This window comes from Effusibacillus pohliae DSM 22757 (assembly GCF_000376225.1).
In the GTDB taxonomy this organism is placed as follows: domain Bacteria; phylum Bacillota; class Bacilli; order Tumebacillales; family Effusibacillaceae; genus Effusibacillus; species Effusibacillus pohliae.
Genome location: NZ_AQXL01000128.1, coordinates 14,459 through 26,595, shown reverse-complemented (window position 1 = coordinate 26,595; position 12,137 = coordinate 14,459). Strand labels below are relative to the sequence as shown.

15 protein-coding genes are annotated in these 12,137 nt (G+C 56.9%); 14 read left to right on the top strand and 1 reads right to left on the bottom strand.

The window, feature by feature from the left end; all coding sequences use genetic code 11:
• Nucleotides 1–45 precede the first annotated feature (45 nt).
• From rbfA to dut, 11 genes are all read left to right on the top strand, one after another.
• Nucleotides 46–402: a 30S ribosome-binding factor RbfA gene (gene rbfA / locus C230_RS0113185; protein ID WP_018132516.1), complete on the top strand. Its 357-nt coding sequence runs from the start codon at nt 46–48 to the stop codon at nt 400–402.
• Nucleotides 403–410: 8 nt separating this feature from the next.
• Entirely contained in the window at nt 411–1,376 is a 966-nt protein-coding gene (locus tag C230_RS0113180; protein WP_040393601.1) for a DHH family phosphoesterase, read from the top strand.
• The gene (gene truB, locus C230_RS0113175) at nt 1,373–2,287 is read left to right on the top strand and encodes a tRNA pseudouridine(55) synthase TruB (protein WP_018132514.1); all 915 of its coding nucleotides are present in this window, start codon (nt 1,373–1,375) and stop codon (nt 2,285–2,287) included. The genes C230_RS0113180 and truB overlap by 4 nt, the downstream gene beginning before the upstream one ends.
• A 32-nt stretch (nt 2,288–2,319) precedes the next feature.
• The gene (locus C230_RS20425) at nt 2,320–3,273 is read left to right on the top strand and encodes a bifunctional riboflavin kinase/FAD synthetase (RefSeq protein WP_018132513.1); all 954 of its coding nucleotides are present in this window, start codon (nt 2,320–2,322) and stop codon (nt 3,271–3,273) included.
• Between the two features lie 204 nt (nt 3,274–3,477).
• Nucleotides 3,478–3,708 (top strand): hypothetical protein, encoded by a 231-nt coding sequence (locus C230_RS20420; RefSeq protein ID WP_018132512.1) that lies wholly within the window; start codon nt 3,478–3,480, stop codon nt 3,706–3,708.
• Nucleotides 3,680–3,931: a hypothetical protein gene (locus C230_RS0113160; protein ID WP_211208031.1), complete on the top strand. Its 252-nt coding sequence runs from the start codon at nt 3,680–3,682 to the stop codon at nt 3,929–3,931. Before C230_RS20420 ends, C230_RS0113160 begins: the two co-directional genes overlap by 29 nt.
• Before the next feature lie 74 nt (nt 3,932–4,005).
• Nucleotides 4,006–4,275, top strand: coding sequence for a 30S ribosomal protein S15 (rpsO, locus tag C230_RS0113155; protein WP_018132510.1), 270 nt, complete (start codon nt 4,006–4,008; stop codon nt 4,273–4,275).
• A gap of 144 nt (nt 4,276–4,419) precedes the next feature.
• Nucleotides 4,420–6,645 carry a polyribonucleotide nucleotidyltransferase gene (gene pnp / locus C230_RS20415; RefSeq protein ID WP_018132509.1) on the top strand — a complete coding sequence of 742 codons (2,226 nt, stop codon included), beginning with the start codon at nt 4,420–4,422 and terminating at the stop codon, nt 6,643–6,645.
• An 89-nt stretch (nt 6,646–6,734) separates the two neighbouring features.
• Nucleotides 6,735–7,673, top strand: a complete 939-nt coding sequence (locus C230_RS0113145) for a polysaccharide deacetylase family protein (RefSeq protein ID WP_018132508.1) — start codon at nt 6,735–6,737, stop codon at nt 7,671–7,673.
• Nucleotides 7,674–7,770: 97 nt separating this feature from the next.
• On the top strand, nt 7,771–8,976 hold the full coding sequence (locus C230_RS0113140; RefSeq protein WP_018132507.1) for a M16 family metallopeptidase: 1,206 nt from the start codon (nt 7,771–7,773) through the stop codon (nt 8,974–8,976).
• A 93-nt stretch (nt 8,977–9,069) separates the two neighbouring features.
• Nucleotides 9,070–9,531, top strand: a complete 462-nt coding sequence (gene dut / locus C230_RS0113135) for a dUTP diphosphatase (protein ID WP_018132506.1) — start codon at nt 9,070–9,072, stop codon at nt 9,529–9,531.
• Between the two features lie 231 nt (nt 9,532–9,762).
• Here the strand turns inward: dut and C230_RS23405 are convergent, their stop codons facing one another.
• On the bottom strand, nt 9,763–9,846 hold the full coding sequence (locus C230_RS23405) for a putative holin-like toxin (RefSeq protein ID WP_281168952.1): 84 nt from the start codon (nt 9,844–9,846) through the stop codon (nt 9,763–9,765).
• 289 nt (nt 9,847–10,135) lie between these two features.
• On the opposite strand from C230_RS23405, the gene C230_RS0113125 reads away from it, so the two are divergent.
• The 3 genes from C230_RS0113125 to C230_RS0113115 all read left to right on the top strand — a co-directional run bounded on the left by C230_RS0113125 (nt 10,136) and on the right by C230_RS0113115 (nt 12,050).
• On the top strand, nt 10,136–10,393 hold the full coding sequence (locus C230_RS0113125; protein ID WP_018132505.1) for a YlmC/YmxH family sporulation protein: 258 nt from the start codon (nt 10,136–10,138) through the stop codon (nt 10,391–10,393).
• A 169-nt stretch (nt 10,394–10,562) separates the two neighbouring features.
• Nucleotides 10,563–11,441, top strand: a complete 879-nt coding sequence (gene dpsA, locus C230_RS0113120; RefSeq protein WP_018132504.1) for a dipicolinate synthase subunit DpsA — start codon at nt 10,563–10,565, stop codon at nt 11,439–11,441.
• Between the two features lie 15 nt (nt 11,442–11,456).
• A complete protein-coding gene (locus C230_RS0113115) occupies nt 11,457–12,050 on the top strand; it encodes a dipicolinate synthase subunit B (RefSeq protein ID WP_018132503.1) in 594 nt (197 codons plus the stop codon).
• Nucleotides 12,051–12,137: the final 87 nt, after the last annotated feature.

Sequence of the window (12,137 nt, the reverse complement as noted above, 5' to 3'; positions counted from 1 at the left end):
AAAGCTTTTTCTTCACTTTTTGGGGTGTCTTAGGAGGTGTTTCGCATGGGGAAAATTCGTGTCGGCCGTGTCGGCGAACAACTGAAAAAAGAGATCTCCGACATCATCCGCAACGAACTGAAAGATCCCCGCGTCGGGTTTGTTACGGTGACGGGCGTGGAAGTCAGCGGTGACCTGCAGATCGCCAAGGTCTATGTGTCGGTCCTCGGCTCCGAGCAAGCCAAACAGGATACTTTGGAGGCATTGCGGAAAGCGACCGGATTTATCCGCAGCGAGGTGGGACGGCGAATCCGGTTGCGGCTGACGCCGGAGATCCTGTTCGAGCTGGACACCTCGCTCGAGTACAGCACGAGAATCCAGGAGGTCTTGCGGGAGATTAACTCCGACCGGGAGGAATCGTAGTGGACAAAATGCGCATGATGCAGGAGGCGGCCGATTTTCTCCGGCGGCATGACGATTTTTTGCTGCTGACGCACGTCCAGCCCGACGGGGACGCGCTCGGTTCCACGCTCGGCTTCGCCCATCTGCTGCATATGTTGGGCAAACGGTTTACGGTTGCAGTGGAGGAACCGGTGCCCGACAGGTTTCGCTTTTTGCCGCTGGCGGACGCCGTGCGGTTGGCTGCCGAGATCCCGCGCCCATTTGCCAGCGTTGTGGCGCTGGATTGCGGCGATTTGAAGCGGTTGGGGAGCTGTGCAGCATTGGTGGCAGAAGACGCCTGCCTGCTGAATATCGACCATCATAAAACGAACGATCAGTTTGGGCAGATCAATCTGGTGGATGCGGACGCGGCCGCCACCTCGCAAATCGTCTACAATCTGGCCCGATTCATGAACGTGGCGATCGACCGGAAGATGGCCACCTGCCTGTATACGGGGCTTTTGACCGATACGGGAGGATTCCGCTATAGCAATACGACTGTCGAGGTGCACCACATGGCGGCCGACCTGTTGGCGCACGGAGTCGCTCCCTACGATGTGGCGGAACGGGCGCTGGAAACGTTGACCTGGTCCCAGGTGCAACTGATTCGGGAGGGATTGGCCGGCCTCAAGCGGGACGATTCCGGGCAAATCGCCTGGATCGCGGTCAATCGCGAGCAGCTCGCGCGGGCGGGAGCGACCGATCAGGACACGGAAGGGCTGGTTGCGTACGCCCGCAACATTCAGGGCGTGGAAGTCGGCATTCTGTTCCGGGAACAAGCGGACGGCACGATCAAAGTCAGCCTGCGTTCGAAACGGCGGGTGGACGTGGGGGAAATCGCCCTGTTGTTCGGCGGGGGCGGACATGCGCGGGCCGCCGGGTGCATTCTGGAAGGACCGATTGAACAAGCGGCGTTGGCGGTGCTGGCGAAAGTGAGAGAAGCGGTCGGATCATGAACGGAATCCTGGTGATCGACAAACCGAAAGGCATGACGTCGCAGCAGGTGGTGGGCCGAGTCAAAAAGATTCTCGGCGTGAAGAAGGTCGGCCATACCGGAACGCTCGATCCCGATGTGGACGGCGTGCTCCCGTTGTGCATCGGGCAGGCCACCCGCCTCGCCGAATACCTGCTCGACCAGAGCAAAGCGTACGCAGCCGAACTGACGCTCGGGTACTCGACCGACACGCAGGACGCATCGGGCGAAATCGTCGAACGGGTGGCGCATGTGTCTGTGACGGAGGCGGAAATTCGGGCGGCATTCGACAAATTTTGCGGTGAGATTGAACAGGTTCCACCGGCGTTTTCCGCGCTCAAAATCAACGGCCGGCGGGCTTACGACCTGGCCCGGCAAGGGGAGCGGGTGGCGCTGCCTCCGCGCAGGGTGACGATCTACGAGCTCGCGATTACGGAACTGGAATTGGACTGCGAGCTGCCGCGGGTCCGGTTCCGCGTGGAATGTTCAAAAGGCACCTATGTGCGGACGCTTTGCCACGACATCGGACAAACGCTTGGGATTCCCGCCCATATGTCGCGGTTGACGCGCACCCGTTCGGGTCCTTTCACGCTGCAGATGGCCCATTCGCTCGACGTGATCGGGCAGGCGGCAGCGGAAGGGCGGATCGCGGATTATCTGTTGCCGCCGTCGGTTGCTGTGGCCGATTTTCCGTGCTATGTCGTGACCGACAGACAGGCGAGACGGGTGTTCAACGGACTGGAGATGTCGTTTTCCGCCGCCGGACAGGAACGGGAAACGGGGGAACGAATCCGGCTCGAATCGGCCAGCGGCCAATTGCTGGCGATCTACCGGGTGGTGGACAGCGACGGACAGACGATCCGCACAAAGCCGGAGAAAGTGTTCAACGCGTGAAGGTTGGGTACAAGGAGCAGGAGGGCATAGCGGTGAAGACAGTTCGAATTGCAGGAATAGCGGGTAACCAGCCGTTCGAACCGAGCGTGATGGCGCTCGGCAATTTTGACGGAGTACATAAAGGGCATCGGCAGATAGTCCGGGAAGCGGGCGAACTAGCCAGGCAAAAAGGCGTCAGTCTGTCGGTCATGACATTCGATCCGCATCCGCGGCAAGTGTTGGGAGCGGGCGCCAACTATGATCGGCAATTGACCCCTTTGCCGATCAAGCTGCAGGCGCTTGCGGAGCTGGGAGTGGAGATTTGTTACGTTGTGCAGTTTGACGAGCGGTTTGCCGCCATCCCGGCGGACCGGTTTGTGGCCGATTTTCTCGCGCGGATGAACGCGACCGCGATCGTCGTCGGGTTTGACTACCGGTTTGGGGCTGGCGGGCGGGCCGATGCTTCCGTCTTGCGGGAATTGGCGGAACGGTTCGGCAAAACGGTGCATGTGGTGCAGGCTGTGAATCTCTATGGGGAGAAAGTTTCTTCCTCGTTTATCCGGGAGAAACTGCTGTTGGGAGAAGTGAAGCTGGCAGCCGAGCTGCTCGGCAAACCTTACGCGGTGGTTGGAGAGGTTGTCCGGGGGGAAGGACGCGGCAAGCTGCTCGGATTTCCGACTGCCAATGTGGAACCGCTGTACAAATTTGTGCTGCCGCGCACCGGCGTCTATTTGATCAGGGCGCATCTGCTGGATTCGCAAGAAACACGCTACGGCGTGATGAATATCGGCTTCAAGCCGACGTTTCACGACTTGGAGGAAGGGGTCACGCTGGAGGCCCACCTGTTCGATTTTTCCGGGAATTTGTACCACCGGCAAATCCGCATCGAGTTTCTCGATTTCCTGCGGTCGGAGAAAAAATTCAACTCCGCCCGCGACCTGATCGCCCAGATTCAGGCGGATGTGCAGGAAGCGAAACGGCGGCTGGCAAACAGCCCCACGAAGTGAAGCGATGCTTTGCGGTGCGCTGCGATTGCTGGAGACGGCCGCTTCGTGAGCGGGTTTTTGCATAAGACAACCAAAAAGCGGCATAGACTGGAAGCAATCGAGTGCTGTCTGGTTTACTCCCGCCGCAATCTATGCTATACTACAACCTGGTATGAACGGACACTTGTCTTGACAGCACATCCTGGCTGCAAGGGGAGATGTGCCGTGAAATACCCGTCCGTTGACTCGCGTGATGCCCGTCTTTTTCAACTGTGCCGGGAGATCGCCCGCATCTGTATCAGCGAAGAGTTCCAGCGCCTGAACCGCGAAATGGTCAAGTTGTACCGGAAAAACGGCATAACCGATCCGCACCTCGTTGCCTTTCAGGACACGCTGTTTTCGCTGTTTGTCGAGACTGACCGTTATTTTGAAGGTTCGACCGAACCTTTCAACTGACATGAAAGTGATCGTCACGGTGCATGCGAAGCAGAGGCTGCATGAGGAGCGACAACGAGGGATTCGCGTGGAAGACATCGTGCGGGCGGCAAACCAGATTCCCGGCAGCGTACCGATAGCCACCCGCTTTCGCGGGTTTGTGTCACTATCGGGGCGCACGTTTGACATTGTGGCAAAGGACATTGCCCAAGGAAGATTGGTCATTACCGTCATCGGAAAGTGAACCTCTGCGCGGATTTCGAGTACCTCGACGATTTCTGGGCTGAGGGGATATTATCGAAAAGGAGGTGGCGTACCATGTCGTTGTCCGCTGAACAAAAACAGGCTTTGATCGACGAGTTCAAGGTGCATGAAAACGACACCGGATCGCCGGAAGTGCAAATCGCGATCCTGACCAACAAGATCAACTACCTGAACGAGCATTTGCGCGTTCACAAGAAGGATCACCACTCTCGCCGTGGCCTTCTGAAAATGGTCGGACATCGCCGGAACTTGTTGAACTACCTTCGCAAGAAGGATATCAACCGGTACCGTGCGGTGGTGGAAAAACTGGGCCTGCGGAAATAACCAGGAAGCGGGGAACGCCACCCGCTTCCTGTTTTTTGCATGAAAAAGAAGGAAATACTGTGGCTATGCCGAAATGTATTTGTTTGTGTACATGTTTTTTGAATCTGTTGCGGAAGAGATGTTGAAGGGAGGCTTATTGCCTACATGCAGGAAACTGTCACACCACAGGTTTTTGAAATAGACCTTGCGGGCAGAAAACTGACGATTGAGACAGGCAAGTTTGCGAAACAGGCAAACGCAGCTGTGATGGTTCGCTACGGGGAAACGGTGGTGCTGGCCACTGTCACGGCCTCGAAGGAGCCGAAGGACCTGGATTTTTTTCCGTTGACTGTCAACTATGAGGAACGGCTGTATGCGGTCGGGAAAATCCCCGGCGGCTTTATCAAACGGGAAGGCCGTCCGAGTGAAAAGGCGATTTTGGCGAGCCGATTGATTGACCGTCCGATCCGCCCGCTGTTTCCGGAAGGATTTCGGAACGAGGTGCAAATCGTCGACATCGTGATGTCGGTCGACCAGGATTGTGCTCCGGAAATTGCTGCGATGATTGGCACCTCGGCGGCGCTGATGATCTCCGATGTACCGTTTGAAGGGCCGATCGCCGGCGTGATCGTTGGCAGGATCGACGGGCAGTTCGTGATCAACCCGACTGTCGAGCAGGAAGCGAAAAGCGACATGCATTTGACGGTAGCGGGCACGAAAGACGCGATCGTGATGGTAGAAGCGGGCGCCAACGAGGTGCCGGAAGAAGTGATGCTGGAAGCGATCATGTTCGGCCACGAAGAAATCAAGCGGCTGGTCGCCTTCCAGGAAGAAATTCAGCGCGCCGTCGGCAAACCGAAAATGGAAGTGGTGCTGCACGCGGTGGATCAGACGATCGACCAGCAGGTCCGCGCGTATGCGACCGAGAAGCTGAAAGCGGCGATCCGCACGCCGGAAAAACAGGCCCGCGAAGACGCGATCCATGCGGTAAAAGAAGAGACGGTGGCGTACTTCCAAGAAAACGATCCGGAACTGACGGAACAGCAAATTGCTGATATTAACGAAGTTCTGTACAACATCGTGAAGGAAGAGGTACGCCGGGCGATTATTTTCGAAGGGATTCGCCCGGATGGCAGAGCGCTTGACGAAGTCCGGCCGATCACCAGTGAAGTGGGAATTTTGCCGCGGACGCACGGTTCCGGTCTGTTCACGCGCGGGCAGACACAGGCGCTGTCCGTCTGCACGCTGGGCGCGTTGGGCGACGTGCAGATCCTGGACGGGCTTGATCTGGAAGAGACGAAACGGTTCATGCACCATTACAATTTTCCGCCGTTTTCTGTCGGCGAAGCGCGGCCGATCCGGGCTCCCGGCCGGCGGGAAATCGGCCACGGGGCATTGGGCGAACGGGCGCTGGAACCGGTGATTCCGTCGGAAGACGAGTTCCCGTATACCATTCGCCTGGTGTCCGAAGTGCTGGAATCGAACGGCTCCACGTCGCAGGCCAGCATCTGCGCTTCCTGCCTGGCGATGATGGATGCCGGGGTGCCGATCAAGGCTCCCGTTGCCGGGGTTGCGATGGGTCTGGTGGCGGAAGGGGACCGGTTTGCCGTGTTGACTGACATCCAGGGCATGGAAGATCACCTGGGCGATATGGACTTCAAGGTGGCGGGCACTGCGAACGGCGTCACCGCTCTGCAGATGGATATCAAAATCAAGGGCCTCAGCCGGGAAATCCTCAAACAGGCGCTGGAACAGGCGCATCGCGGCCGGATGCACATCCTCGGCAAGATGCTGGAAGTGATCGACAAGCCGCGCGAACAGTTGTCCAAGTATGCACCGCGGATCATCACGCTGAAGATTCATCCGGACAAGATTCGCGAAGTGATTGGACCGGGCGGCCGCGTGATCAACAAGATCATCGAAGAAACCGGCGTGAAAATCGACATTGAACAGGACGGCCGGATCTACATCGCCACCACCGACAGCGAAGCAGGCGAGAAAGCCCGCTCGATGATCGAGGCGATCGTTCGTGAGGTGGAAGTCGGCTGCATCTACAACGGTCGCGTCACCCGAGTGGAAAAATATGGGGCGTTCGTGGAAGTGCTGCCTGGCAAGGAAGGGCTCGTCCACATCTCGCATCTGGCGGAAGAACGGGTGGAAAAGACGGAAGATGTGGTGAAAGTCGGCGATCACATCATGGTGAAAGTGACTGACATCGATCCGCAGGGGCGGGTCAATCTGTCGCGGAAAGCCGCCTTGCGGGAACTGCGCGGCGAACCGCCGGAGCCGCCTGCGCCGTCTGCGAGAAGGGAACGGGACGGCCGGCACGGACGCGGTGAGCGGGACCGCGAACGAGATCGCGTGTCCCACCGAACCGAACACAAGCAATAGTTGGAAAAGGGTCAGCTATCTGGCTCTTTTCCATTTTTTTTGCGCAAACTAAGCCAGGCGAAAAAGCTGTCAGAGAGGGAGGAATTTGCATGCGATCGTATGTTGTCGCCAGCTTGTTGGCCGCTTTCTTGGGGATCACTCTGCAGACCGCTACGGGGCAGCCGGCAGGTGTTCAACCGCAAGCGGCTTCGGTGCAATCGATATCGCGCGAAGATTTGCAACACGAGGCCGCCAGGCGCTATCAAAAGCCGATCGACGCGGTGGTCAGCAAAGCGGGCAAACCGAACATCATCCCGGAGTTGAACGGGATCGAGCTGGATGTGGAAGCGACAGCGGAAAACATGAGAAAAATGGGCGGACGCGGTCCCGAGTGCTACATCTACCGGCAGATTCTGCCGAAAGTGAAGATGAGCGATTTTCCCAACCTACCGGTCTATCAGGGGAACCCGCACAAACAGGAAATGGCGTTAATGGTCAACGTGGCATGGGGAACCGAGTATCTCGACGGCATTCTGCAGGTGTTGAGGGAAAACGGGGTGAAGGCGACGTTCTTTCTCGACGGGTCATGGCTCAAAAAAAATCCGGATGCCGCCAAACGAATTGTGGCGGAAGGCCATGAGATCGGCAACCACGCGTACACGCATCCCGATATGGCTGCCCTACCGCCGGCGAAACAGGCGGAGCAAATTGCCAAAACGCAGGAGGAAATCCGCAAGGTACTCGGCGTACAAAGCAAGTGGTTCGCTCCGCCGTCCGGTTCCTACAACGAGACCACCGTAAAAATCGCAAGGGAGCACGGCATGGGCACCGTCTTGTGGACGCTTGATACGGTCGATTGGCGCCGACCGTCGCAAGCGGAGATTATCAGGCGGATTGTTCCGAACGCGAAAAACGGGGCGCTCGTGTTGATGCATCCGACCGAACCAACTTTAGGCGCGCTGCGTACTCTAGTACCAGACCTGAAGCAAAAGGGGTTCCAATTGGTTACGGTCAGTGAACTGCTGTCGCCGATCCGCAAGGTCCAATAAATTCATTGTAGGAACTCCTTTCCTTTGCTATATTGTATGACAGGCACAGGTTAAAAGGAGGATGTCATTGTTTTACCAGGGGAGATTAAGGAACGGGATGCAACTCGTTGTGGAAGAGATTCCGTCCGTTCGGTCCGTATCGCTGGGCGTATGGGTACATACGGGCTCGCGCGACGAGAATCAGGCCACGAACGGGATTTCGCATTTTATCGAACATATGATGTTCAAGGGAACCGACAAGCGGACAGCCAGGCAAATCGCCGAGCTGTTTGACGGGATCGGCGGCCAGGTGAATGCGTTTACGTCAAAGGAATACACCTGCTATTACGCGAAGGTGTTGGACGAACATTTTGAACTGGCGCTGGAAACGCTGGCCGATATGTTGATTCACTCGAATTTTGCGCCGGAGGAACTGGCGAAAGAACGGAAAGTGATCATCGAGGAAATCAAAATGTACGAAGATACGCCGGACGATCAGGTGCACGACCTGCTGGCGCTGACGATGTTTCCGGACCATACGCTCGGGTATACGATTTTGGGGCCGGAATCGAATCTGCTGTCGTTTACGCGCGATGATTTGCTGTCGTACCTGAACGCCCGCTATACTCCGGACAATATGGTGTTGGCGGTAGCCGGCAATGTGCGGGCGGAAGTTGTACACAAAGCGGCCGAGCAATGGTTCTCCGAGCTGAACGGCCAGCGGGTGGAGACGACCCATATCCCGCCCGTATTTGAGGCGAACAAGCAGGTTCGACGGAAAGCGACCGAACAGGCTCACATCTGTCTTGCAGCACAAGGGTTTGCTTTTGATGACCCGCAGATGTATCCGCTGATCCTGTTGAATAATATCGTCGGCGGCAGTTCCAGCTCCCGGCTGTTCCAGGAGATTCGCGAAGAGCGCGGGATGGCGTATTCGGTCTACAGCTTCTATTCGTCTTATCGTGACAGCGGAGCATTCGGCGTTTATACCGGCACGTCCCCGGAACAGGCGCAGCAAGTGGTCGATTTGATCGGCAAGATATTGGCTCAACTCGCGAGCGAAGGGATTACAACGGCAGAACTGCAGAAAGCGAAAGAACAGGTGAAAGGTTCGCTGATGCTGTCGCTGGAGAGCACCAGTTCGCGGATGAGCCGCCTCGGCAAAAATCAGCTGCTGCTTGGCAAACAAATCACCCTGGATGAGACGATCCGCCGGATCAACGATGTGACGCTGGATGAGATCCGGGAAGTGGCGGAAAAAGTGTGCAGCGGTCCGCTGGCGATGGCTGCGATCGGGCCGTTTGACGATTTGCGGCTGCCGTAGTACCACAGGCAATGATGCAAAGCTTTTGCGGTCAATACCGATTCCTTCGCTGGGGACCAAAAATTGTCGAGTCAGGATTAAGAGGTGCAGGTTGTGGAGCGAAAGTTGCAAGTGTCGGTGAAAAAAGTGTCCCCGTTGATCGGGGAGCGATTTCCGTTGCCCTATTACGCAACTCCCGGCGCGGCCGGTATGGATTTGTGCGCATGTCTGGACGAGCCGGTGGTGGTTCCGCCGGGCGGGAAGGTGCGCATCCCGACCGGCATTGCGATTCAACTGCCTTCCCCCGCTTACGTGGCGCTCGTGTTTCCGCGCAGCGGGCTGGCCAGCAAGCACGGCATCAATCTGGCGAATTCGGTCGGCGTGATCGACAGCGATTATACCGGCGAAATCCAATGTGTCGTCGTCAACCAGGAACAGACCATGTATACGATTCAACCGGGCGAACGGATCGCCCAGTTGGTGATTCTGCCGGTGCTGCAGGCGGATCTGCGGCTGGTCGACGAATTGCAGCCGACCGAGCGTGGTTCCGGCGGTTTTGGCTCGACGGGCAAATAAACGGATCAAGCAGGAAACGACGGGTATCTCCCGCCCTTCCCAGTCAACGTTGATGTCTGTCGCCGGCTTCACAGTAAGGAATGCGACGGTCAGGTTCTCCGCCCGGGAAGCAGGGTTTCGCAACCGGTACTTGGCCGTCACCCAGGGAGCGTATAGTCGCCCCTAAGGGGCCGGCTCAACTGACCAAAATGAGTAGGTCACCTTGGTGTTGTCAAAAAGCTCAAGGGTGACCTACTTCTTTTTTCTGTCAGACAGTATCGTCGCCACCAAGATCCCGAATACGATCATCAGGGACAGTGCCTCGTATACTGTCATGGCCCCACCCCCTTTCCGTCAGGGGATGAGTCGGTCACGCTTGAGGAGCCGCTTCTATTGTACAGGGATATTATACTAACGGAAGGTTCGCCTCTACAATCCTCCTAACCACGCTAATTTCTTCGGGATCATCATTTAACCGAACAGCCGAATGTGCTTTCGCCGATGTTTGGAAACCGAGCCATTCGTCACTTTCCCACACCGTCCGTTTCAGGACTTTTTGCCCGCTCCGGCGCATACAAAATAACGGAACGTTCTGTGCGAATGATCGTTGCGGAGGTGGATGCGCATGCGACTCAGCGAGTTGGCGGGCCGGGAACTGATCGACTTACATAACGGGCAAAAAATCGGGCAACTGCATGATGCCGATCTGTGGATCGATACGGAAACGGGGAAGATCGGCTATCTGATTTTGCCGGAAAACGTCCGGCGTTTCGGATTTGGCAAGAAACAGGACGAACAGTCGGTGCCGTGGGAAGCGGTGCGAAAAATCGGAGCGGACATGATCCTGCTGGATCTCAACCACAAGCAGTCGGATCGCAAGTGAGGCGCCGTGCAGGTTGTCACCAACGTCTGGGCGTTTGCATAGTATGCAGCACGTGCAACGAACCGGCGCGGGAGCAAGCCAGACTGGCGCCGATTTACGCTTTTGAAACAGATTTTACCTTGAATTTTCGCCTGTTTCGCGTACAATGATGTGAAAGGGGTCAGTCACCATGTTAACAGGTATTAAGATGGCGTTCCTGGGCGGAGACGCGCGGATCATCGAAGTGATTCAGCACGCCCTCGATTTGGACGCCTCCGTGTACCTGATCGGATTTGACGACCTGGAACTGAAGATGGCAGACGCTGTGAAAACCAACCTGTCAGTCGATGTTCTGCAGGATTTGGATGCACTGATCCTGCCGGTCACCGGAATGAGCGAGGATTGGACGATCAGCTCCCGCTATTCCGCTCGGCCGGTTGTGTTGACCGACGAGCATTTTGCCGCCCTCTCGAAAAAATGCAAGATTTTCACCGGCATCGCCCGGACCGTCCTGACGGAAGCGTGCCGCCGGCACGGATTGAAGCTGATCAAGCTGATGGAACTGGATGAAGTGGCCATTTTGAACTCGATTCCATCGGCCGAAGGGGCCATTCAAATGGCGATGGAAAACACCGATTTTACCATTCATGGTTCCGATGTGGCGGTGCTCGGCTTCGGCCGTTGCGGCATGACGATCGCCCGCATGTGTGCCGGGATCGGGGCGAGAGTGAAGGTCGGGGCGCGCAAAGAATCCGATCTTGCGAGAATCTATGAGATGGGGTTTCAGGCGTTCCCGCTGTCCCAGATCAACCGGGAGCTGCAGCAGGTGGATATCGTGTTTAACACGATTCCCGCACCGGTCGTCACATCGGAAGTTTTGTCCCGCATGCAGAAAACGTGCGTCATCATCGACATCGCGTCGAGTCCGGGCGGCACCGATTTCCGGTTTGCCGAAAAAAGAGGCATCAAAGCGCTGCTTGCTCCCAGCCTGCCAGGGATCGTTGCACCCAAGACGGCGGGCCAGATCATGGCCAAAACGATCTGCCGGCTCGTTTTGGATCACGCATAGCCTGGGGGGAACAGCATGGAACTGAAGGGCAAGACGATCGGTGTTGCAATCACCGGTTCTCATTGCACATACGACGAGATTCGCCCGGTCATGAAAAAGTTGGTCGAGTTAGGGGTGAACGTCATCCCGATTGTTTCCTATACGGTGCAAACCACCGATACCCGCTTCGCGCAAGCGGACGCCTGGATTGCGGAAATCGAGCAGATCACCGGTCGCAAGCCGATCACTTCGATCGTCGAGGCGGAACCGCTGGGCCCTAGCAGGCTGCTGGACGCCCTGTTGATCGCCCCCTGCACAGGCAACACGATCTCCCGGTTGGCGAACGCGATGACCGATTCGCCCGTTTTGATGGCTGCGAAAGCGACGATGCGCAATGATCGGCCGGTGGTCTTGGCGATCTCGACCAATGACGGTTTGGGGTTGAACATGTCGAACATTGCAAAATTAATGTCCGCAAAGAATATTTTTATGGTACCATTTGGTCAGGATGATCCCTTTAAAAAGATGAACTCCCTGGTGGCGAACATGGACCTGGTCTACGCCACATTGGAAGCTGCACTGGAGAAGAAACAACTGCAGCCCGTTCTGATCGAACGATATAAAAAGTAGACTGCGCCGGCATAACCGGGAGCCAGGTGCAATGCTATGGGGAGCTGTCAGGCTCCCCGTCATGGCGCGACTGGCGCGAAACGGCCG